This window comes from Ruegeria sp. BHSC223 (assembly GCF_059613025.1).
Window position 1 is genome coordinate 197,881 of record NZ_JBXWRR010000004.1, and the last position, 20,293, is coordinate 218,173.

23 protein-coding genes are annotated in these 20,293 nt (G+C 60.4%); 9 read left to right on the forward strand and 14 right to left on the reverse strand.

Going from position 1 to position 20,293, the window contains the following annotated elements:
- Positions 1 to 354, forward strand: a complete 354-nt coding sequence (locus tag AC2FNY_RS10015; RefSeq protein WP_496802352.1) for a YbaN family protein — start codon at positions 1 to 3, stop codon at positions 352 to 354.
- On the opposite strand, the gene AC2FNY_RS10020 is transcribed toward AC2FNY_RS10015, so the two are convergent.
- The 7 genes from AC2FNY_RS10020 to AC2FNY_RS10050 all read right to left on the reverse strand — a co-directional run bounded on the left by AC2FNY_RS10020 (position 344) and on the right by AC2FNY_RS10050 (position 7,709).
- Positions 344 to 1,234 (reverse strand): ParB/RepB/Spo0J family partition protein, encoded by an 891-nt coding sequence (locus tag AC2FNY_RS10020; protein ID WP_234177635.1) that lies wholly within the window; start codon positions 1,232 to 1,234, stop codon positions 344 to 346. The genes AC2FNY_RS10015 and AC2FNY_RS10020 overlap by 11 nt on opposite strands.
- A 22-nt stretch (positions 1,235 to 1,256) precedes the next feature.
- Complete coding sequence (locus tag AC2FNY_RS10025; RefSeq protein WP_234145348.1) at positions 1,257 to 2,060, reverse strand: AAA family ATPase; 804 nt, start codon at positions 2,058 to 2,060, stop codon at positions 1,257 to 1,259.
- Complete coding sequence (gene rsmG / locus AC2FNY_RS10030; RefSeq protein WP_234163341.1) at positions 2,053 to 2,667, reverse strand: 16S rRNA (guanine(527)-N(7))-methyltransferase RsmG; 615 nt, start codon at positions 2,665 to 2,667, stop codon at positions 2,053 to 2,055. The genes AC2FNY_RS10025 and rsmG overlap by 8 nt, the downstream gene beginning before the upstream one ends.
- Positions 2,664 to 4,532 carry a tRNA uridine-5-carboxymethylaminomethyl(34) synthesis enzyme MnmG gene (mnmG, locus tag AC2FNY_RS10035; RefSeq protein ID WP_496802353.1) on the reverse strand — a complete coding sequence of 623 codons (1,869 nt, stop codon included), beginning with the start codon at positions 4,530 to 4,532 and terminating at the stop codon, positions 2,664 to 2,666. Before mnmG ends, rsmG begins: the two co-directional genes overlap by 4 nt.
- Before the next feature lie 12 nt (positions 4,533 to 4,544).
- Positions 4,545 to 5,831: a tRNA uridine-5-carboxymethylaminomethyl(34) synthesis GTPase MnmE gene (gene mnmE, locus AC2FNY_RS10040; protein ID WP_496802354.1), complete on the reverse strand. Its 1,287-nt coding sequence runs from the start codon at positions 5,829 to 5,831 to the stop codon at positions 4,545 to 4,547.
- Positions 5,832 to 5,862: 31 nt separating this feature from the next.
- On the reverse strand, positions 5,863 to 7,134 hold the full coding sequence (gene rho / locus AC2FNY_RS10045) for a transcription termination factor Rho (RefSeq protein WP_234165121.1): 1,272 nt from the start codon (positions 7,132 to 7,134) through the stop codon (positions 5,863 to 5,865).
- A 125-nt stretch (positions 7,135 to 7,259) separates the two neighbouring features.
- The gene (locus tag AC2FNY_RS10050; RefSeq protein ID WP_234139148.1) at positions 7,260 to 7,709 is read right to left on the reverse strand and encodes a CopD family protein; all 450 of its coding nucleotides are present in this window, start codon (positions 7,707 to 7,709) and stop codon (positions 7,260 to 7,262) included.
- A gap of 412 nt (positions 7,710 to 8,121) precedes the next feature.
- Between AC2FNY_RS10050 and AC2FNY_RS10055 the strand changes: the two genes are divergently transcribed.
- From AC2FNY_RS10055 to dnaQ, 4 genes are read left to right on the forward strand one after another with little or no spacing between them, the layout of a single operon-like run.
- On the forward strand, positions 8,122 to 8,721 hold the full coding sequence (locus AC2FNY_RS10055; RefSeq protein ID WP_234220893.1) for a Maf family protein: 600 nt from the start codon (positions 8,122 to 8,124) through the stop codon (positions 8,719 to 8,721).
- Positions 8,718 to 9,551, forward strand: a complete 834-nt coding sequence (locus tag AC2FNY_RS10060) for a shikimate dehydrogenase (RefSeq protein ID WP_234139146.1) — start codon at positions 8,718 to 8,720, stop codon at positions 9,549 to 9,551. The genes AC2FNY_RS10055 and AC2FNY_RS10060 overlap by 4 nt, the downstream gene beginning before the upstream one ends.
- Positions 9,548 to 10,141 carry a dephospho-CoA kinase gene (gene coaE, locus AC2FNY_RS10065; protein WP_496802355.1) on the forward strand — a complete coding sequence of 198 codons (594 nt, stop codon included), beginning with the start codon at positions 9,548 to 9,550 and terminating at the stop codon, positions 10,139 to 10,141. Before AC2FNY_RS10060 ends, coaE begins: the two co-directional genes overlap by 4 nt.
- On the forward strand, positions 10,134 to 10,859 hold the full coding sequence (gene dnaQ, locus AC2FNY_RS10070) for a DNA polymerase III subunit epsilon (protein WP_234145355.1): 726 nt from the start codon (positions 10,134 to 10,136) through the stop codon (positions 10,857 to 10,859). Before coaE ends, dnaQ begins: the two co-directional genes overlap by 8 nt.
- A 24-nt stretch (positions 10,860 to 10,883) precedes the next feature.
- On the opposite strand, the gene secB is transcribed toward dnaQ, so the two are convergent.
- On the reverse strand, positions 10,884 to 11,381 hold the full coding sequence (gene secB, locus AC2FNY_RS10075; protein WP_234139143.1) for a protein-export chaperone SecB: 498 nt from the start codon (positions 11,379 to 11,381) through the stop codon (positions 10,884 to 10,886).
- A 54-nt stretch (positions 11,382 to 11,435) separates the two neighbouring features.
- Entirely contained in the window at positions 11,436 to 11,933 is a 498-nt protein-coding gene (locus tag AC2FNY_RS10080; protein ID WP_496802356.1) for an FxsA family protein, read from the reverse strand.
- A 109-nt stretch (positions 11,934 to 12,042) separates the two neighbouring features.
- Between AC2FNY_RS10080 and AC2FNY_RS10085 the strand changes: the two genes are divergently transcribed.
- From AC2FNY_RS10085 to AC2FNY_RS10095, 3 genes are read left to right on the forward strand one after another with little or no spacing between them, the layout of a single operon-like run.
- Entirely contained in the window at positions 12,043 to 12,699 is a 657-nt protein-coding gene (locus tag AC2FNY_RS10085) for a Tim44/TimA family putative adaptor protein (RefSeq protein ID WP_234139141.1), read from the forward strand.
- Positions 12,696 to 13,736, forward strand: a complete 1,041-nt coding sequence (gene mltA / locus AC2FNY_RS10090; protein ID WP_234182143.1) for a murein transglycosylase A — start codon at positions 12,696 to 12,698, stop codon at positions 13,734 to 13,736. Before AC2FNY_RS10085 ends, mltA begins: the two co-directional genes overlap by 4 nt.
- Positions 13,736 to 14,326 carry a Smr/MutS family protein gene (locus AC2FNY_RS10095; protein WP_496802357.1) on the forward strand — a complete coding sequence of 197 codons (591 nt, stop codon included), beginning with the start codon at positions 13,736 to 13,738 and terminating at the stop codon, positions 14,324 to 14,326. Before mltA ends, AC2FNY_RS10095 begins: the two co-directional genes overlap by 1 nt.
- Here the strand turns inward: AC2FNY_RS10095 and AC2FNY_RS10100 are convergent.
- The 3 genes from AC2FNY_RS10100 to hslV all read right to left on the reverse strand — a co-directional run bounded on the left by AC2FNY_RS10100 (position 14,323) and on the right by hslV (position 17,547).
- Positions 14,323 to 15,426: an alpha/beta hydrolase gene (locus tag AC2FNY_RS10100; protein WP_234139138.1), complete on the reverse strand. Its 1,104-nt coding sequence runs from the start codon at positions 15,424 to 15,426 to the stop codon at positions 14,323 to 14,325. The genes AC2FNY_RS10095 and AC2FNY_RS10100 overlap by 4 nt on opposite strands.
- Before the next feature lie 32 nt (positions 15,427 to 15,458).
- A complete protein-coding gene (hslU, locus tag AC2FNY_RS10105) occupies positions 15,459 to 16,766 on the reverse strand; it encodes an ATP-dependent protease ATPase subunit HslU (protein ID WP_496802358.1) in 1,308 nt (435 codons plus the stop codon).
- Positions 16,767 to 16,989: 223 nt separating this feature from the next.
- Entirely contained in the window at positions 16,990 to 17,547 is a 558-nt protein-coding gene (gene hslV / locus AC2FNY_RS10110) for an ATP-dependent protease subunit HslV (protein WP_234163344.1), read from the reverse strand.
- Between the two features lie 195 nt (positions 17,548 to 17,742).
- Here hslV and AC2FNY_RS10115 point away from each other — a divergent pair, with 195 nt between their 5' ends.
- A complete protein-coding gene (locus AC2FNY_RS10115; RefSeq protein ID WP_496802359.1) occupies positions 17,743 to 17,937 on the forward strand; it encodes a DUF1127 domain-containing protein in 195 nt (64 codons plus the stop codon).
- A gap of 60 nt (positions 17,938 to 17,997) precedes the next feature.
- Here the strand turns inward: AC2FNY_RS10115 and arsJ are convergent, their stop codons facing one another.
- Both arsJ and AC2FNY_RS10125 read right to left on the reverse strand, forming a co-directional pair.
- Positions 17,998 to 19,275, reverse strand: coding sequence for an organoarsenical effux MFS transporter ArsJ (arsJ, locus tag AC2FNY_RS10120; RefSeq protein WP_496802360.1), 1,278 nt, complete (start codon positions 19,273 to 19,275; stop codon positions 17,998 to 18,000).
- On the reverse strand, positions 19,272 to 20,270 hold the full coding sequence (locus AC2FNY_RS10125) for an ArsJ-associated glyceraldehyde-3-phosphate dehydrogenase (RefSeq protein WP_496802361.1): 999 nt from the start codon (positions 20,268 to 20,270) through the stop codon (positions 19,272 to 19,274). Before AC2FNY_RS10125 ends, arsJ begins: the two co-directional genes overlap by 4 nt.
- Positions 20,271 to 20,293 lie beyond the last annotated feature (23 nt).

Here is a 20,293-nt window from a genome sequence, read left to right on the forward strand (position 1 = left end):
ATGCAGTTTGTCTGGGCGGCTCTTGGACTGGTCTGCGTTGCCCTCGCCCTGATTGGCGTTGTCCTGCCGCTGCTTCCTACTGTGCCGTTCCTTCTGCTGGCCGCGTTCTTCTTTGCCCGCTCGTCCGAGCGCCTGCATACTTGGCTGCTGACACATCGCCTGTTTGGCCCGATGATCGTTGACTGGCAGCAATCTGGCGCCATCCGTCCAGGTGCAAAAAAGGCGGCAACCCTGTCGATTGCCGCCGTCTTTGGCCTGTCGCTTCTTCTCTCGGCCCCCTCCCATGTCCTGGCCATTCAAGCCGTGGTTCTGGGGGGGGTGCTGATCTTTATCTGGACCCGCCCTAACGGCTGAGCTTGGCGCAAAGATCGTCCAACTGATCCAGATTCTCATAGGTCAGGACCACTTGACCGGTTTCGGTTCCCGCCTTGTGGTTGATCGTCACCTTCATCGCCAGGATCGCCGACAGATCCTTTTCCAACGCGCGGGTATCGGCGTCCTTGTCGCCTCCGGCTGATTTCGGGCGCGCCGTCGTCGCGGGCTTCTCGCCTTCCACCTGCTTCTTGACCAAAGCCTCAGTCGCGCGTACCGACAGCCCGTCACGCACCACGATCCTGGCCAATTCCGACGGATTATCGCTGGTAATCAGGGCGCGGGCATGTCCGGCTGACAGTTTTCCTTCGACCACCATCTGTTGAACGTCATCCGGCAAGGACAGCAGGCGTAGAAGGTTCGCGATATGACTGCGGCTTTTGCCCAGCGCTTCGGCCAGCTTTTCCTGTGTATGGCCGAACTTGTCCATCAACTGCCGATAGCCTGCGGCCTCTTCTACCGCGTTCAGGTCGGCGCGCTGGATATTCTCGATGATCGCGATTTCCAGGACTTCGGTATCGTCCAGCTCGCGTACAAGAACCGGAACCTGATGCAGTTGTGCCAGCTGCGCCGCGCGCCAGCGGCGTTCACCGGCGACGATTTCGTACATGTCACCCTCAACGGGACGCACGATCAGCGGTTGCAAGATACCCTTCTCTTTGACCGAGGCTGCAAGCTCTTGCAGCGCCTCTTCGGTAAAGGTGCGGCGCGGCTGGTTCGGGTTTGCGCGCAGCTTTTCGATAGGCACAGTACGATCAGGGCGACGCGAGGACTCACCACTGGTCGCCTCTGGCGTCTGCGTCACATCGGCCATCAAAGCGGACAGTCCGCGTCCCAACCCCCGGGGCTTGTTCGAAACCATGTGTCGCTCCTCTCTACCGCGTTCAGGCGGCGATCTTTTTATGTTTCTTCATCAATTCAGCGGCCAGGTCACGATAAGCCATCGCGCCCAGAGAGTTTGGATCATAGCTGAGTACCGGCATTGCAAAAGACGGCGCCTCGCTGACCCTCACGTTACGCGGTATCTTGGTTTCGAAAACCAGATCACCCAGATTGTCGCGTGCATCCTTTTCGACCTGCTGCGACAGGTTGTTGCGGCGGTCATACATGGTCAGCACGATCCCCTCGATCCGCAGATTGGGGTTGGCCGCCTGACGCACCTCGCGGATGGTCAGCATCAGTTGCGACAACCCCTCCAGCGCAAAGAACTCGCTCTGCAACGGTACCAGTACGGAATGCGCGGCAACCATTGCGTTGACCGTCAACAGGTTCAGAGACGGTGGGCAATCGATCAGGATGTAATCCCACAAATAGGCGTCCATTGCTGTCTGACGCAGTGCATCATGAAGCAGAAAGCTTCGCTTCTCGTTCGAGATCAGTTCGATATCCGCCGAGCTGAGATCGACTGTCGCCGGAACGATCGAAAGCCCCTCAATGTTGGTTTTCTGGATCACGGAGTTCAGTGGCGCATCATCCACCAGCAACTCATAGGTCGTCAGGTCACGCTCATCCACGCCCAGCCCGGTCGAGGCGTTCCCTTGTGGATCGAGGTCCACCACAAGAACACGCTGGCCCGCTTCGACCAGCGCTGCCGCAAGGTTGATGGCTGTTGTGGTCTTTCCCACGCCGCCTTTCTGGTTGGCGACCGCTATGATCCGGGGTCCGACTGGACGGGAAAGATCAGACACGCGTGACTCCTGTTATCTTCAAAAGAACGGCCTGGGGCTCGGTTAAACTAGTAACCGCGTCATAGGAGAAATTCCATTGCTTCGCGGCCTCTTGCATCTCTTTTTTCCAGTTGGCGCCCTTGGGGAACAGCGCAGTTCCGCCGGGTTTCAGGTGTCTCTCGGCAAAACCCAGCAACCCTGTCAGATCGGTCAGAGCACGGGCAGAAAGGATATCTGCGTCCAACGAGTCAAGATGCTCGATACGCTCGGATATCACCTGACATTCGATGCCGCATTCGCGTGCAGCGCTACGCAGAAACGCTGATTTTCGCTGATCGCTCTCGACACAGATGAACTTGGTTTCGGGTTGCTCTTCGGCAGCCAGAATTGCACAGATCAAACCTGGAAAGCCGCCGCCACTGCCAAGATCGGCCCACAGATCGCCTGTATGGGCGTTGCGGAACACCTGAATGGAATCGACTATGTGACGAACCCACAGATCGTCCAAGCTACGCTTCGATACTAGGTTGATCCGAGGATTCCACTTGTGCACCAAATTGGCAAAGGTCCTCAGCCGCTCGGATGTTTCACGTGAAACATTCAGCGCGTTCGCATCGGGCACCGTCATGCGCTTCGCGCTCGGTCGCCACGGCGCAAGCGGGCCAGAATCAGTGCAAGCGCCGCCGGGGTCATCCCCTCTACCCGTCCTGCCTGCGCAATGTTCTCAGGTCGCGCGGATGTCAGCTTTTGTTTCAGCTCATTTGACAACCCATCGAGCGAGGAAAAGCTGAAATCGGCCGGGATGACCATAGCCTCATCCCGTTTCATAGCCTCGACATCCCGTTCTTGTCGCGCGATATAATTGGCATAAAGTGCATCACGTTCCACTTGGTCGCGGGTTTCAGCGTCAGTCTCTTCTAACCCTGGGATCAGCGGCACCAATTCGTCAAACCCGACATCGGGAAACGCGAGAATAGCAAAGCCATTTCTCCGACTGCCATCCTGACTGATCTTGATACCAGCCGCGGCAATCTCTTTTGGGGTAAAGCTACTCTGATCGAGTAGAGCTGAAGCTTTCGCCAGATTTTCGGCCTTACGTGTAAACGCATCACGCCTCTCATCACCAACGCAACCCAATTCCAGGCCCAGTGGTGTTAGCCGTTGATCTGCGTTGTCCGCACGCAAGGACAGACGGAATTCCGCCCGCGAGGTGAACATTCGATATGGTTCTGCTACACCGCGCGTGGTCAGATCGTCAATCATCACACCGATATAACTGTTTGACCGGCTGACAAGGACAGGGTCACGACCCAATATCATGTTGGCAGCGTTCAACCCAGCTACCATCCCTTGCGCCGCAGCCTCTTCATAGCCAGTCGTTCCATTGATCTGGCCGGCAAGGTACAAGCCCGGAACATTCGGTAGCGACAGTTGGGACGTCAGGGCACGTGGATCGACATAATCGTACTCGATCGCGTAACCAGGTTGCAGAATTGCGACTTTTTCCAGTCCCCGGATCGAGCGGACATAATCCTCCTGAACATCTACCGGCAGCGAGGTCGAAATACCGTTCGGATAGACAGTGTGATCTTCCAGACCTTCGGGTTCTAGGAAAATCTGATGCGACTCTTTGTCAGAAAAACGAACAATCTTATCTTCGATCGACGGGCAATAACGGGGGCCGACACCTTCGATGTGCCCGCCATACATCGCGGAACGAGTCAGGTTCTCGCGGATAATCTCGTGCGTCCGCGCGTTGGTATGCGTGATACCGCAAGCGATCTGACGCGCATAAACCCCTTTAGACAGGAACGAGAACAAGACAGGGTCCTCATCCCCTTCCTGTCGTTCTAAGATTGACCAGTCGATGGTGCGCCCATCCAGTCGGGGCGGCGTTCCCGTTTTCAGCCGTCCCATCGGCAACGCGAATCCGTCCAGCCTTTCGGCGAGCGGAACCGAGGGTCGGTCTCCTAACCGTCCACCAGAGCGCGAGACATCACCAATGTGAATGATTCCGCGCAGGAACGTACCCGAGGTCAGGATCACGGCTTGCGATGCAATCTCGGAGCCATCCGCCAAAACGACACCAGCAACGCGATACCCTTGCATGCGGAAATCGATGACTTCGCCCTCGACAATGGTCAACCCAGGGCGACTACGCATTTCTTCCTGCATCGCCAGTCGATAGAGCTTGCGATCGGCCTGAGCGCGCGGCCCCTGTACAGCAGGTCCTTTGCGCCGATTAAGCAGACGAAATTGAATCCCAGCCTTGTCGGCCACCCGTCCCATGACCCCGTCAAGCGCGTCGATCTCGCGAACAAGATGTCCCTTTCCCAGACCGCCAATGGCAGGGTTGCAGGACATCACGCCGATGTCGCGCTCGGACAGGGACACTAGGGCAGTCCTCATACCCATGCGTGCCGCAGCATGTGCCGCCTCAGCACCGGCATGCCCGGCCCCGATCACCACGATATCGAAATCCGAATGTTTCACGTGAAACACTCCTCACTTTCCCAAGCAAAAGGACGCAAAGATTTCGTCCAGCAACGTTTCCACACCGATCCGACCGACCAGCGATTCCAACGCACGGATCGCAGTGCGCAGTTCTTCGGCAGCGATATCATACAGGACCGGGCCCGATTCCAGAACAGTGCCGGTACGATCCAGGGCGTCCAATGCTGTTCTCATTGCCACACGATGACGTTCGCGGGTTGCGATACCGGCGCTGGCGGAACGGGTCGTCAACACACCCGAGATGCGCTGCACCAGCTGATCAACCCCCTGCCCTGTCACGCCCGAAATCGCGTTTGCCGTATCCGTGCGCTGATCAGCCTTTGGGAGGACATGCAGGTCGCCGGGCTGCAATACCACGCCCGTGGCGATGACATCCTCTGTCAGGAACACCCGAAGATCGGCCTGATCCGCACGACGCCGAGCCAGGGCAATACCCATCCCCTCGACCAGATCACCGGTTTCGCGCAGGCCAGCAGTGTCGAGCAGAGTGACCGGCAGCCCGCGAAGGTCCATACGTACCTCGATCACATCACGGGTGGTTCCTGCCACCTCGGATGTCAACGCTGCCTCACGGCCCGCCAACATGTTCAACAAGGTAGACTTGCCCGCATTTGGCGGCCCGATAATCGCCACTTCGAACCCGGTTCGAATGCGTTCCGCGATACGAACGCCGGCGATCTCACGTTCCAGATCCGCGCGCACGTCAGCCAACAGCGCCCGCACCTCGGGGCTGACATCGGTCGGAACCTCTTCATCGGCAAAGTCGATCACCGCTTCTAGCAGCGCGGCGGCGCGAATCAGTTTGGCACGCCATCCTTCGGCCAACCGGCCCAGTGCGCCATTCAGCACCGCCTGCGCCTGCTTGCGCTGCGCCTCGGTCTCGGCGTCGATCAGGTCGGCCAACCCCTCGACCTGGGGAAGCGACATCTTGCCGTTTTCCAGCGCCCTCCGGGTGAATTCCCCGGGCTCAGCTAGGCGCAATCCATCAAGATCGCCCAGGCAACGGAGCACCGCTTCGGTGGTAGCGAGACTGCCATGTATCTGGAATTCGGCAACGTCCTCGCCGGTGAAGCTGGCAGGTGCCGCAAAGGTCAGCACCACACCGTCATCCAGGCGGGCACCCTGCGCATCCCTCAGCTGCCGGACCGACAGGCCCCGCGACGGCAGGTCGGGCCCCGCCAGCAGGCAGGCGGTCTGATAGGCTCGCGGACCGGACAGGCGGATGACTGCAACACCCGCCTTGCCCTGCGCCGTGGCCAAGGCAAAAATCGTGTCCATATCCTTGCCCTCGCGCTGCCTGGATACCGGATCAGGTATTCATCGAATCGAAGAATTCGCCGTTTGTCTTGGTCTGTTTCAGCTTTGACAACAGGAACTCGATCGCGTCGGTCGTGCCCATCGGATTGAGGATCCGACGCAAGACAAAGGTTTTTTGCAGATCGCCCTTATCGACCAACAGATCCTCTTTCCGGGTACCGGATTTCAGGATGTCGATAGCCGGGAATACCCGCTTGTCGGCGATTTTCCGATCCAGCACGATTTCAGAGTTACCGGTGCCCTTGAACTCTTCAAAGATCACTTCGTCCATCCGGCTGCCGGTATCAATCAGCGCGGTTGCGATGATGGTCAGCGAACCGCCCTCTTCGATGTTCCGGGCCGCACCAAAGAACCGCTTGGGCCGCTGCAACGCATTGGCATCCACACCACCGGTCAGAACCTTACCCGAGGACGGGACAACTGTGTTGAATGCCCTACCAAGTCTTGTGATCGAGTCGAGCAAGATAACAACATCTCGTTTATGTTCGACCAGGCGCTTGGCCTTTTCGATAACCATTTCCGACACGGCCACGTGGCGGGTCGCTGGTTCATCAAAGGTCGAGGACACCACCTCGCCCTTGACCGAGCGCTGCATGTCGGTGACTTCCTCGGGGCGTTCGTCGATCAACAGAACGATCAGATAGCACTCGGGGTGGTTACGCTCGATCGAGTGGGCAATGTTCTGTAGGATCACCGTCTTACCGGTCCGCGGCGGCGCCACGATCAGCGAGCGCTGGCCCTTCCCGATAGGCGCGACCAGATCGATCACCCGGGCCGAACGGTCCTTGATGGTGGGATCCTCGATCTCCATCTTCAGCCGTTCATCCGGGTAGAGAGGTGTCAGGTTATCAAAGGCAATCTTATGACGCGCCCTTTCAGGGTCTTCAAAATTGATCTTGGTGACATTGGTCAGCGCAAAATAGCGCTCGTTGTCGTCGGGCGCCTTGATCGCACCCTCGATCGTATCGCCGGTGCGCAAGCTGTACTGGCGGATCATGTCCGGCGAGACATAGATGTCATCCGGACCTGGCAGATAGTTCGCTTCGGGCGAGCGGAGAAAGCCAAAGCCGTCCTGCAGCACCTCAAGCACGCCATCGCCGCCGATGGTCCATCCCTCATCCGCGCGCTCGCGCAGGATCTGGAACATCATCTCGCCCTTGCGCATGGTCGAGGCGTTTTCGATCTCCAGCTCCTCGGCCATGGACAACAGGTCCTTGGGACTCTTTGCCTTGAGATCGGCGAGATTCAGGGATTCGATCGTCATCGTATACGGACCCTCTGCCGCCCTGTGGCGGCACTAGAACGGAATATGTGAATAGGAGACGCGGATGCCCGGACGGGCGCGTTGGCCCATAGATAAGCGCGCTGGCAGGCAGAGTCAAAGGGGGATCAGAATTTCACGATCACCGACAGCACGATCACCACCATTAGCAGCGTCGGCACCTCGTTCATCATCCGGTACTGGCGCCCGGTCAATCGGTTTTGCCCTGACAGGAACGCGCGACGGCGGGCGTTGAGCCATTCATGGAACCAGGTCATCGCAATGACGGATACACCCTTGGTCCAGGGCCAGACCTCGCCCCAGTCGACGATACCCGGCGTCAGAACCATGATCAGACCACAGACCCAGGACACGATCATTGCCGGTCGCATGATCACGCGCATCAGCTTTTCTTCCATCTCGTGAAAGATCGCCGGTGCGTTCTGCACCTTCTCAGCCTTTTCGACGTGATAGACAAAAAGCCGGGGCAGATAGAACAGACCGGCCATCCAGCTGATCACCGCCATGATGTGCAGGGATTTGACCCATGGGTACAGGGTGAACAGAAGGTCGGTCATTATGTCTCTTTTCGGGCGATTGGTCTCGTATCTAATAATAAAAAAGAAAAGAAGAAAGATTGATGGTTTTGTAGGTAGCTCCGTTATCGTGGATAACTGTTCTCTCCCTGCGGTTTTCCCCAATGTGAGAAACTTTGCGCGGATGTTCCATGTTCTGTGGAAAATTCAAGCATTATTCTTTTTTAACAATGTCTTATGTCGCTATCATTTGCCGGATTAAATCGGGGAGCGCACGGGGAGGCCCATGAATAGGTCGGATTATCCCAACTGTCGCGGTTATCCTTGTCCAGATGGGACGGAACTCGGGCGACTCGGGTGAGATTTCTGCAATTTCACCGGACTTGCACGTCAAGGCGAAAAGCATGAAAACCCATACTTGAGCAATCACCAGATTTCCCACGGGGTTTTCCACATGACTGTCCCCCTCATCCTGGCATCCGGTTCCGCCATCCGGGCCCAGCTGCTGGAAAACGCGGCCGTCCCTTTTACCAAGGATGTACCGCGCGTCGATGAAGAAACGGTAAAGGCAGCCTTGCTGGCCGAGGGCGCTCCGCCGCGCGATATCGCTGATGCGCTGGCCGAGATGAAGGCACGCAAGATCAGCGACAAACATCCCGGCGCCATGGTGTTGGGATGCGATCAGGTGCTCGACTTTCAGGGCAGGCTGTTGTCCAAGCCTGACAGCCCCGAGACCGCACTGGCCGAGCTGAAACAGATGAGCGGTCAGCGGCACATGCTCTTGTCAGCAGCAGTGATCTATGAAAACGGGCAACCCGTCTGGCGCCATGTCGGGCAGGTCCGTCTGCGGATGCGGGCATTGTCCGACAGCTATCTGACAGGCTATGTCACCCGCAATTGGGACAGCATTCGCCACGCGGTCGGCGGTTACAAGCTCGAGGAAGAGGGCGTGCGTCTGTTCTCGGCCATTGACGGAGATCATTTTAACGTTTTGGGTATGCCCCTGTTGGAACTGCTCAATTTTCTGGCATTGCGCGGAGTGATTGACACATGACCGAGACCCGGATTCCGCTGGCTGGCGTGATCGGCCACCCGATTTCGCATTCGAAATCCCCCCGGTTACATGGCCACTGGCTTAAGACCTATGGCATCAACGGCCACTATATCCCGATGGATGTCGCGCCACAGGACCTGGCGCAGGTGGTGCGTACCCTGCCCAAGGCCGGGTTCGTGGGTGTCAACATCACCATTCCGCATAAAGAGGCGGTGATGGCGGTAGCCGATCAGATCACCGACCGCGCCACGCTGATCGGCGCGGTCAATACGCTGATCTTTCGCGAAGACGGGCGGATCCTTGCCGACAACACCGATGGCTATGGTTTCATGGAGAACCTGCGTGCCGGGGCGCCTGACTGGGACCCGAAATCGGGGCCGGCGGTGGTGTTCGGCGCAGGTGGCGCAGCACGGGCGGTGATCTCGGCCCTGGCCGAAGCAGGTGTGCCAGAGGTGATCGTCACCAACCGCACGCGGGTGCGGGCCGACAAGCTCAAGGATGATTTCGGCCAGCGGGTCACAGTGGCGGACTGGGTTCAGGCCGGCAACGTGGTCGAGGACGCACGCCTGGTGGTGAATACAACGTCTCTTGGAATGATCGGAAAGCCTGAGCTGCGGGTGCCGCTGGATGGGCTGCGCGCGGATGCGGTGGTGACCGATCTGGTCTATGCGCCGCTCAAGACCCGTCTTCTGGCCGAGGCTGAAGAGATGGGATGCACCACGGTCGATGGCTTGGGCATGCTGTTGCATCAGGCGGTGCCGGGATTCGAGCGCTGGTTCGGCGAACGACCGGTTGTCGATGCGGCCACGCGCGCGGCTGCGCTCAGATGACATTTCGACTTGGGTTGACCGGCTCCATCGGCATGGGCAAATCCACCACGGCGCAGATGTTCGTGGACGAAGGTTGTGCGCTGTGGGACGCGGATGCGGCGGTGCACAGGCTCTATTCAAGCGGCGGCGCGGCAGTTGCGCCAATGCGGGCGGCCTTTCCGGATGCGGTGGTTGACGATCAGGTCAGCCGCCCGGCGCTGAAACGCATCATTGCCGAGGATCCGCAGGCTCTGAAACGGATCGAGGCAATTGTGCATCCACTGGTGGCCGAGGACCGCGCCCGGTTTCGCGACAGCGCGACGGCGGATATCCTTGTTTTTGACATTCCGCTTCTGTTCGAAACCGGGGGTGAGGCTGCGATGGACGCGGTTGCCTGTGTCTCGATCCCGCCCGAGGAACAAAGGGCCCGTGTCATGGCGCGCGGCACCATGACCGAGGCGCAGTTCGAACAGATCCGGGCCAAGCAGATGCCGAACAAAGAAAAATGTGCGCGATCCGATTTCGTGATCGTGACCGACACACTGGACCATGCCCGCGCCCAGGTGCAGGATATCGTCAGGCAGATACGGGCGGGGATGAACCATGCGTGAGATCGTACTCGACACTGAAACCACCGGATTCGACCCTGAAACTGGTGATCGTATTGTCGAGATTGGTGCAGTCGAGCTGTGGAACCACATCGCCACCGGCAACACCTATCACCAGTATATCAACCCCGAACGCATGATGCCCGCCGAGGCCTTTGGCGTGCACGGGATCGGACCCGACATCCTGGAGCCGCCGCAACAGCCCGAACCGGGTCAGGTGACCCTGCGGGACAAGCCGGTCTTTGCCAAGGTTGGTCAGGCGTTTCGCGATTTCGTGGCGGATTCCCATCTGATCATCCACAACGCGTCCTTTGACATGAAGTTCCTGAATGCCGAACTGCGCTGGATGGGTCTGCCTGAAATTCCGTTTGACCGGGCCATCGACACGCTGGGCATGGCGCGGCGCAAATTTCCGGGGTCTCCCGCCACGCTGGACGCGCTGTGCCGCCGGTTCGGTATCGACAACTCGAACCGGGTGTTGCACGGCGCCTTGCTGGATGCCGAGATTCTGGCCGAGGTCTATCTGGAGCTGATTGGCGGCAAGCAGCCCGATTTCGGACTGTCGACTGTGGCAAGCAGCGGTGGCACCGGTGCAGAGACTGCCTGGCGCCCGATGCCAAGGCCAACCCCCCTGCCCGCCCGGATCACCGAGGCAGAGCGCGCGGCGCATGCCGAGTTTGTCGAGAAACTGGGGGAAAACGCTGTTTGGAAACGCGCCTGACCGGGGTCAGGCGCGCGTTCCGGATCAGGCGTCGGCCTTTTGTTCGGCCTGCGCGGCTGCCTGCTGGCGGGCCAGTTCGGAGCGGTACAGCGCCATGAAGTCAATATTGTCGAGGTTCAGCGGCGGATAGCCACCGTCGCGGGTGATGTCGCTGACGATACGGCGCAGGAACGGGAACAGCATCCGCGGGCACTCGATCAGCAGGAACGGGTGCAATTGCTCGTTCGGCACACCCTCGACATGGAAGATGCCACAATAGTCGATCTCGAACACGAACAGCACATCGTCCATGCCTTTGGCCTTGGACGTGATGTTCAGCTTGATCGCAACCTCGTACTGGTTTTCGGTGCTGCGCTTTTTCGCATCCAGATTGACCTGGACATTGACATCGGGCTGCACGTCGCCCGAAGCGCCGCGCTGTGCCATGACGTTTTCAAACGACATGTCACGAATGAACTGACCCAATACACGCATCTGGATCTGGGGCGGCTGCTGGGCAGCGGCGGCGTCGGTCTCGGCCATGAAATCCTCCGGATTAGCAAATTCGCCACTGCTTATCAGCTTGGCGCGGTCGGCTCAATGGCGGTCGGGCCCCTCGACCCAGCCAGACGGCCCGGCACCTCTTTCGCGATGCGGGCGCACCTCTTCCCATTCGCCGTCGATCACGTCGCCAGTGTCATGATGCGGTTGGCGCATGCCTGGCCCCGGACCCATCTGAAAGCTGGAAACCTGAACGCGGGCGCGAAGATAGCGATAGACGGCAACTCGCACGCCCGGCACCAGCAAGGCAAATCCAAGCGCATCGGTGAAAAAGCCCGGTGTCAGCAGCAAAGCACCGGAAAACAGGATCATCGCCCCATGGGCCAGCGGTTCTGTCGGGTCGTCCAACTGGTTGAAGGCACGGTTCAATTGACCCAGCGCCATGCGGCCTTGTGTCCGGACCAGCCATGTTCCCAGCACCGCGGTCAGCACCACGATGGCAAGGGTCGGCCACAGCCCGATGAACCCGCCAACCTGAATGAACAGGGCGATCTCGATGATCGGAACCAGCAGGAAGGCCAGAAACAGATACATGCAACGCGTCCTTTCGCCTATGGTCAATGGTGGACTTGCCCCCAGCCGTTGCCTACATAGTGGTTCTAAGACCAGGTTACAAAGTTTCTGGCCCGAGACCGAGGACATAATGAACTCTCCCCTGATCCAGCTTCTTGTGCTGGCCGGCATTGCCATTTTCCTGATTCTGCGCCTGAAAAGCGTGCTTGGAACCCGTGAAGGGTTCGAAAAGCCGCCGGTGCCGAAGCAGCCGGAAAACCGCGCGCGGCGCGATTTCGAAGTGATCGAAGGCGGCCCCGATCGCGACATCACCGACCATGTGCCCGAGGACAGCCCGCAAGCCCAGGCGTTGGCAGCGATGAAACGGATCGAACCGGCCTTTTCGGTCAGTGAATTCGTACAGGGAGCGCGCGGCGCCTACGAGATGATCGTAATGGGGTTCGAGCGCGGCAATCTGGACGAGATCGAGCCGTTTCTGGCCGAAGACGTCTTTGAAACCTTTGTCGGCGTCGTTGCAGCGCGCGAGGATCAGGGTCTTACGATCGAGGCGGAATTCGTCGGTGTGCGGGAAACCGCAATTCAGGACGTTCATTTCGACAAGGATGGCAACCGGGCCGAAATCACCATGCGTTTCGTGGGCGAACTGACCTCGGTTGTCCGCGATCGCGGCGGCGATGTGGTCGAAGGTAGCCCCACGACGGTCAAACGGCAAAAGGACGTCTGGACCTTTGCCCGCGTCATGGGCACCGATGATCCGAACTGGCTGCTTGTCGCCACGGACGCATGATTGGCGCGCTCCGGTCGGCTGTTCTGGCAGGTGCCATGATGACCGCCTCGGCCGGAGCGGCAGAGATAACGCATACCGTATTGTCCTTTGACCAACTGGACGGTTGGGTGGAAGACGACCACGCGGCCGCGCTGTCGACATTCTTGAACACCTGCGACCAGTTCAATGATCCGGATTGGCGCAGCCTGTGCGCCATGGCGCGCGAGGCAACGCCCGAGACCGCGCGTGGGTTTTTCGAGCTGCTGTTTCGCCCCGTCCTGATCGAGGATGGCGAGGATGCGTTGTTCACCGGGTATTTCGAACCTGAACTTGAGGGCGCCCGGTTCCCTTCGTCCCGCTATCGGTATCCGGTTTACAAGATGCCGCCCGAGGCGCGCGCCAGCAATCCATGGCTGGACCGGCGCCAGATCCTGACCAGCGGCGTGATGAACAATCGCGGACTCGAGATTGCCTGGGTCGATGATCCGGTCGAGCTGTTTTTTCTGCAAATCCAGGGGTCAGGCCGCATCCGCCTGCCGGATGGGCAAACCTTGCGGCTGGGATATGGTGGCGCCAACGGGCACCCCTATCGGTCGATCGGGGTCGAGCTGGTGCGGCGCGGCATCTATTCCGCCCATCAGGTCAGCGCCCAGGTGATCAAGAACTGGGTTCGGCGCAATCCCGAGGCTGGCGAAGAGTTGCTCTATCACAACCCGTCTTATGTTTTCTTTCGCGAGTTGAAGCACCTGCCCTCGGATCTGGGACCAGTCGGGGCGATGAACCGGTCGGTGACGCCGCTGCGCTCGATCGCGGTCGATCCAGCCTATACGCCGCTTGGTGCACCGGTCTGGGTCGAAAAGAACGGCGCCGGCCTGATGCGGCGACTGATGATCGCGCAGGATACCGGATCGGCCATCAAGGGGGCGCAGCGGGCCGATATCTTTTTTGGCACAGGCGATGCAGCGGGACAGGCGGCAGGTACGTTGCGTGATCCGGGCCGCATGGTGGTTCTGCTACCGATCCAGCGCGCCTATGCCCTGTTGCCGGACGGGTACTGATGACCCGGAGAAAGCTGACACGGGATGAAATCGACCTCTGGCGCAAGGTCGTCCGGCAGGCCGACCGGCTGCACCCGGAACGTGCCGACGGGGTTCACCCGCAGACGCTGCCCAAGCCGAAACCGACCAAACCGCTGCCGATGTCGCTGGAACCTTTCGAGCTAGGTCAAGCCGCGCGCGTCAAATCCGCACGACATGTGCTGACACCCTCGGTCACAGACCGGTTGTCGCGGGCGCCGGTGCAGATGGATCCCAAGGCTTATACCCGGATGCGCCGGGGCAAGCTGAAACCCGAGGGTAAGCTGGACCTGCATGGCATGCGCGTAGATACCGCTCACCCCGCCCTGACCCGCTTTATCCTGACTGCCCAGGCCCAGGGCAAGCGGCTGGTACTGGTGGTGACCGGAAAGGGCAAGTATCGCGACGAACCCGGACCCATCCCCACCCCGCGTGGGGTGTTGCGTCATCAGGTGCCTCAATGGCTGTCGCTACCTCCATTGGCGCAGGCGGTGCTTCAGGTGACGCCCGCCCATATCAGCCACGGCGGCGAAGGTGCCTATTACGTTTATCTCAGGCGCAACCGCGGCTAGCGGTCGTTGTTTTCCATTACGACGTCGAGGTTGTCACGCGCATAGGTGACGATACCGGGAAATGCGCGCTCCAGCGGCACATTTCCTGCCTCAAACAGATCTGTCATGTTCCGCGCCTCGGCGATCATTGCCAGCAGAGTAGGAGAGGTAGCGGCGACGAAATGGCCCGATTCAGCCTCGTCCGAAAACGTGCTGGTATCGATCACCGACACCGGCAAATCGGCGATCAACGCGGCCGAACTGATTTGACCCAGCCGCTCGCTGCTTTGCTTGCCGCGCAGCCGGCGCGAGAGGTTCAGCACATTGTCCTTTTCCGAGGCCATAACCACGAATGGTTGTGGCACGGTCTTGATCCGGCGCATCTGGCTGCGGAACACGTCGAGGTCCAGATCGGGCGAGATCAGAATAATTCCGTCCAGATGTTGCGCCGACCAGCCCGGGCTGGCGATCTCGATCTGGCGCAGCGCTTCCATCAACAGGAAAGACCCCATGGAATGCGCAACGACTGAGATCCGGTCGATCCGCTCATTTCCCAGACTGCGCAATAAGATTTCCAGACCATCGCGGGCAAACACCGTGCTGTCGGCATCATAGGCATAGCCCAGGGCATGGCCCTTGCTGGGCCAGGAATAGACCATCAGCGACCCGGACATGTCGATGTCATGCGCGAGTTGTGCCGCGCGATAGGCGGTTTCGGTCTGCGTGGAATTGAACCCGTGCACAAAAAGGGTCAACTCGCGATTGCCGACCGGTTGCTGGGACAGGTCTTGCCGTAGCCGGTCGTGAAACGCATCGGCACGGGCGAACAGGGTCTGGCCCGCAAGGATGAACTGCTTTTCCGGGTTGGCCTGCCCATAGCCGAAATCGAGCCGACCGGGACGACGGTCGGGCGGGATCGAGACAGTCAGCTCCAACAGGCTCAGGCTTTCGCTCCGGTCAGGACCAAAGGAGCCATCGACCTGCTGCACCCGGGTGGTTGCGGCAAACACGGTGGCGGGGCTGCCAACCTTCAACGCATCCGGCGTGATCGGCGTGTAACTGCGGTCGGCACAGCCAGTGAGCAGCGCGATACACAAGATGATCGCAACCCGAATCCGCATCTCAGTTCCTCTTGCTGGGTAAACCCCGGTCGTTACAGAACGTATCGACTCAGGTCGGTCGAGCGTGTCAGCTCACCAAGGTTGGTGTCGACAAACGCCGCATCCACTTTCACCGTCTCGCCCGAACGGTCGGGCGCGGTAAAGGAGAGTTCCTCGAACACCCGTTCCATCACCGTATAAAGGCGCCGCGCGCCGATATTCTCGACGCTTTGGTTCACCTCGGCGGCGATCCGGGCCAGCGCTTCGATGCCGTCCGGCGTAAAGGTGACCGTTACGCTTTCGGTGCCCATCAGCGCGGTATATTGCCGGGTCAGGGCATTGTCGGTCTCGGTCAGGATGCGCACGAAATCCTCTTCGGTCAGCGCGCGCAGCTCCACCCGGATCGGCAGCCGCCCCTGCAATTCGGGCAGCAGGTCGCTGGGTTTGGCAATGTGAAAGGCGCCGCTGGCGATGAACAGAATATGGTCGGTCTTGATCGGCCCGTATTTGGTGCTCACAGTGGTGCCTTCGATCAGCGGCAGCAGGTCGCGCTGCACGCCCTCGCGGCTGACATCGGCCCCGCGCGCGTCCGAGCGGGCGCAAACCTTGTCGATCTCGTCCAGGAACACGATGCCGTTCTGCTCGACCGCTTCCAGCGCGGTCTTGTTGACCAGCTCGTCATCCAGCAGCTTGTCGGCCTCTTCCCCGATCAGGATATCATAACTGTCGGCCACGCGCAGTTTCTTGCGGGTGGTGCGCCCGGCAAAGGCCTTGCCGAACAGGTCACCCAGATTCATCATGCCCATGTTGCCTCCGGGCTGGCCCGGGATCTCGAACATCGACATCGGGTTCGAACCGTCGGCGACATCCAGCTCGATCACGGTATCGTCCAACTCGCCCGCCTTCAGCTTCTTGCGGAACACCTCGCGCGTGCCCTCGCGCGCATCCTCGCCGGCGATGGCGGCGATCACCCGATCCTCGGCCGCCTTGTGGGCGCGGGCGCGCACTTCGTCCCGCATATACTCGCGGGTCTGCACGATGGCCGCATCGGCCAGATCGCGGATGATCTGTTCCACATCGCGCCCGACATAGCCAACCTCGGTGAACTTGGTCGCCTCGACCTTGATGAAGGGCGCACGCGCCAGTTTCGCTAGGCGTCGGCTGATCTCGGTCTTGCCCACGCCAGTGGGGCCGATCATCAGGATGTTCTTCGGGTACACCTCGTCGCGCAGATCGTCGGCCAATTGCTTGCGCCGCCAGCGGTTGCGCAGCGCCACGGCGACGGCGCGCTTGGCGTCCTTCTGGCCGATGATGAAACGGTCAAGCTCCGAGACGATCTCGCGCGGGGTCAGGTCTGTCATGTGCTCTCAATCTCGTTGTGTCAGGCGGGAACCTAAGCATGGGGACTGAAAACACAAGCGGGTCCCGTGTCGCGGCGTCAGCACACGGGCCGCGCACGGTGGATCAGAGATTTGTGAAAGCATCTTTCCGCGCAATTGGGCACACACCATTTCAACCCTGTAACAACGGGCGCCACCACTCACTCTCTCCGCCCGCGAGGCCGCGCCTAAGGCGCGGCCTCATCTATTTCGAAATTGTCTCAACCGTCAGGTTGCCATTGGTATAGACGCAGATATCGGCGGCAATCGCCATGGCGGCGCGGGCCACCTGTTCTGCGCTCTTGTCGCTGTCCATCATCGCCCGCGCGGCGGCCAGTGCGAAATTCCCGCCCGAGCCGATGGCGGCCACGTCGTGTTCAGGCTCCAGCACGTCCCCCGCGCCGGTGATCACGAACATGTCCTGCCCGTCACTGACGATCAGCATCGCTTCGAGCTTTTGCAGGTACTTGTCGGTGCGCCAGTCCTTGGCCAACTCGACCGAGGCGCGGGCCAGTTGCCCGGGGGTCGCCTCCAGCTTGGCCTCCAGCCGTTCGAGCAGGGTAAAGGCATCCGCCGTCGATCCGGCAAACCCCGCGACCACGTGATAGCCTCCGGGAGACAGGCGCCGCACCTTGCGAGCGGTGCCCTTGATCACGGTCTGGCCCAGACTGACCTGACCGTCGCCCGCGATCACCACTTCGCCGCCTTTCTTGACGCCGATGATCGTGGTGCCGTGCCAGCCCGGAAATTGATCGTCTGCCATGAATGCCTCCATCCTGTGTTGCGCCCGTATATGGGCCGTCGGGGGCGCAAGGGCAAGTTATGCATTCTGCCTAGAAGTTATGCACGGATTGCATTTCGGGGCTGTCGAGCGGGCATTTGTAAGACTCGGACCCATCCCCTAGATGAGCCTCACAACCGACGCAGGGTCGGCTGTTTCATTCAAAGGAACGCGCAAATGGCATATACCATCAGCACCACAGCGCCGCTCGGAGCAGTCACCGTTCTCCGCGTGGTGGATTTCTTCTACTCGGCGAAAGAGGCCGTGGCATCCTGGAACGACTCGCGCCGCACCCGCAAGGCGCTGTCGGTTCTGACCGACGCCCAGCTGGACGACATCGGCCTGAGCCGTGCCGACATCGCCAAGATCTGATCCACTCCCCACGGATCGACGTTAGAATGGCCGCTCGTGTTTCGGGCGGCTTTTTCTATTTCAGGGGGCCGCCCTGTTGGAAGTTGCAGCATGCAACTGTCCGGCGGCCAGCGCGCTGAGCGCGACCATCACCGCAGCAGTTCCCAAGCAAGCGGGTACTCCGCCCAATTGATAGGTCAGCCCCGACAGAAGCGTCCCCAATAGCCGCCCCGCCGCATTCGCCATGTAGTAGAACCCCACATCCATGGTGACCCGTTCGTCCTTGGAAAAGGCGAGGATCAGATAGGAATGCAGCGAGGAGTTGACGGCGAAAAGCGCACCAAACACCAGCAGGCCCGATACCAGAACCACCGTCAGCCAGGGTTCCGGCCCACTGGCCATCAGTGTCGCCCCCGTCAGAACAGCGGGAACAGTGGCCAGCCAGGCCGCCCAATGGCGGGCGGCGGCGATAAGATCATCCTCGCCCCGCGATGCGGCGCGCAATAGGCGCGGCGCCGAGGCTTGGATCGCGCCGTAGAACACGATCCACCCCGCCATGAACCCACCGATCATGAAAAACGCGGCGCGGTTGCCCGCTGCGCTGCCGTCGGAAAGGACCGCGTAGAAATAGACCGGGATGCCGACCACGAACCACACGTCGCGGGCGCCGAACAGGAACACCCGCGCCACCGAGAGCCAGTTGATATTGGTGGATTTCGAGAAGACCTCGGAGAATTTCGCACCCTTGCGGCCCTTGGGCAGGCCTGCGGGCATGGCGACCAGCACTGCCAGCAGGATTACGGCCAGGATGGCGGCCATACCCAGCGTCGCCGCTGAGAAGCCAGCCAGCGCCAGCAGGACAGCGCCGAGCAGAAAGCCGATCCCCTTGACCGCGTTCTTTGACCCGGTCAGCAGGGCGACCCAGCGAAACAGACCATCGCCTTCTTTCGGCGCCAGCAGCTTGACCGCCGATTTCGACGACATCTTGGCCAGGTCCTTTGCCACGCCGGACAGGCCTTGCACGATCATGACAAAGACCACCGATGTGGCGATCTGCCAGCCCGGATCCAGTTGCGACAAGGCGACCAGCGCGCCCACCTGAAGTGCCAGCCCGGCATAGAGCGTCGCCGCCAGCCCGAACCGGGCCGCGATCCAGCCCGCCGACAGGTTGGTGACCATGCCCGCGACCTCGTAGAGCACAAACAGATAGGCCAGTTGCACCGGGCTGAATCCCATCATGTGGAAATGGAGCAGCACCAGCATGCGCAGCGCGCCATCGGTCAGCATAAAGGCCCAATAGGCGGCGGTGACGGCGATATAGGCCGACAGCCCGCCGCGCTCGGACGGGGCCCGCGTCACAGGCTGTCACCCACCATGCAGGCCACATCCACCAACCGGTGGGCATAGCCCATCTCGTTATCATACCAGGCATAGATTTTGACCTGGGTGCCGTTCACCACCATGGTCGAGGGCGCATCCACGATCGAAGAGCGCGGATCGTTTGTATAATCGGCCGAGACCAGTGGCCGCTCTTCATATCCCAGGATACCGCTCAGCGGCCCTTCGGCCGCGGCCTTGAACAGCGCGTTGACCTCTTCGGCGCTGGTCTCACGAGCAACTTCGAAGACGCAATCGGTGATCGAGGCATTCAGCAGCGGCACCCGCACCGCATGGCCGTTCAGCTTGCCCTTGAGCTCGGGATAGATCAGCGTGATCGCGGTGGCGCTGCCGGTCGTGGTGGGGATCAGCGAATTCAGCGCCGAGCGCGCCCGGCGCAAGTCCTTGGCGGGGCGGTCGACGATGGTCTGGGTATTGGTGACATCGTGGATCGTGGTGATCGAGCCGTGCTTGATCCCGATCCCCTCGTGCAGGACCTTGACCACCGGCGCCAGGCAGTTGGTGGTACAGCTGGCGGCGGTAATGATCCGGTGGCGCGCGGGCTCGTAGATATCGTGGTTCACGCCATAGACGATGTTTGCCGCGTCACCATCCTTGACCGGGGCCGAGACCACCACCTTTTTGACGCCAGCGTCGAAATAGGGGGCCAGTTTCGCCTCGGTCTTGAAGACGCCGGTACAGTCGATCACCACATCCACCCCATCCAGCGGCAGATCCTCGATCCGGCGGCTGGTGTGGACCGGAATGCGGGTGCCGTCGATGGTGATCGACTGGTCATCCCAGCCGAATTCGGCCTGCCAGCGCCCATGCACCGTGTCGAATTCCAACAGATGCGCGAACATCTCGGGGCCGCCCACCGCATCGTTGATCCATACGATTTGCGCGCCGCGCTCCAGCAGCGGTTTCAGGGCCAGCTTGCCCATGCGGCCAAGTCCATTCAGGGCATAAACAGTCATGAGAATTCCTTTGTGAAAAAAAT

Excerpts from the sequence above, each read along its gene's own strand:
- rsmG (WP_234163341.1), bottom strand. The coding sequence starts at position 2,667 with ATGACGGTGCCCGATGCGAACGCGCTGAATGTTTCACGTGAAACATCC.
- mltA (WP_234182143.1), top strand. The coding sequence starts at position 12,696 with ATGATTGGCGCGCTCCGGTCGGCTGTTCTGGCAGGTGCCATGATGACC.
- AC2FNY_RS10125 (WP_496802361.1), bottom strand. The coding sequence starts at position 20,270 with ATGACTGTTTATGCCCTGAATGGACTTGGCCGCATGGGCAAGCTGGCC.
- rho (WP_234165121.1), bottom strand. The coding sequence starts at position 7,134 with ATGACGATCGAATCCCTGAATCTCGCCGATCTCAAGGCAAAGAGTCCC.
- AC2FNY_RS10115 (WP_496802359.1), top strand. The coding sequence starts at position 17,743 with ATGGCATATACCATCAGCACCACAGCGCCGCTCGGAGCAGTCACCGTT.
- AC2FNY_RS10085 (WP_234139141.1), top strand. The coding sequence starts at position 12,043 with ATGAACTCTCCCCTGATCCAGCTTCTTGTGCTGGCCGGCATTGCCATT.
- coaE (WP_496802355.1), top strand. The coding sequence starts at position 9,548 with ATGACATTTCGACTTGGGTTGACCGGCTCCATCGGCATGGGCAAATCC.
- mnmE (WP_496802354.1), bottom strand. The coding sequence starts at position 5,831 with ATGGACACGATTTTTGCCTTGGCCACGGCGCAGGGCAAGGCGGGTGTT.
- AC2FNY_RS10080 (WP_496802356.1), bottom strand. The coding sequence starts at position 11,933 with ATGTATCTGTTTCTGGCCTTCCTGCTGGTTCCGATCATCGAGATCGCC.
- AC2FNY_RS10055 (WP_234220893.1), top strand. The coding sequence starts at position 8,122 with ATGACTGTCCCCCTCATCCTGGCATCCGGTTCCGCCATCCGGGCCCAG.
- AC2FNY_RS10015 (WP_496802352.1), top strand. The coding sequence starts at position 1 with ATGCAGTTTGTCTGGGCGGCTCTTGGACTGGTCTGCGTTGCCCTCGCC.
- secB (WP_234139143.1), bottom strand. The coding sequence starts at position 11,381 with ATGGCCGAGACCGACGCCGCCGCTGCCCAGCAGCCGCCCCAGATCCAG.
- AC2FNY_RS10020 (WP_234177635.1), bottom strand. The coding sequence starts at position 1,234 with ATGGTTTCGAACAAGCCCCGGGGGTTGGGACGCGGACTGTCCGCTTTG.
- AC2FNY_RS10095 (WP_496802357.1), top strand. The coding sequence starts at position 13,736 with ATGACCCGGAGAAAGCTGACACGGGATGAAATCGACCTCTGGCGCAAG.
- hslV (WP_234163344.1), bottom strand. The coding sequence starts at position 17,547 with ATGGCAGACGATCAATTTCCGGGCTGGCACGGCACCACGATCATCGGC.
- AC2FNY_RS10100 (WP_234139138.1), bottom strand. The coding sequence starts at position 15,426 with ATGCGGATTCGGGTTGCGATCATCTTGTGTATCGCGCTGCTCACTGGC.
- dnaQ (WP_234145355.1), top strand. The coding sequence starts at position 10,134 with ATGCGTGAGATCGTACTCGACACTGAAACCACCGGATTCGACCCTGAA.
- AC2FNY_RS10050 (WP_234139148.1), bottom strand. The coding sequence starts at position 7,709 with ATGACCGACCTTCTGTTCACCCTGTACCCATGGGTCAAATCCCTGCAC.
- hslU (WP_496802358.1), bottom strand. The coding sequence starts at position 16,766 with ATGACAGACCTGACCCCGCGCGAGATCGTCTCGGAGCTTGACCGTTTC.
- AC2FNY_RS10060 (WP_234139146.1), top strand. The coding sequence starts at position 8,718 with ATGACCGAGACCCGGATTCCGCTGGCTGGCGTGATCGGCCACCCGATT.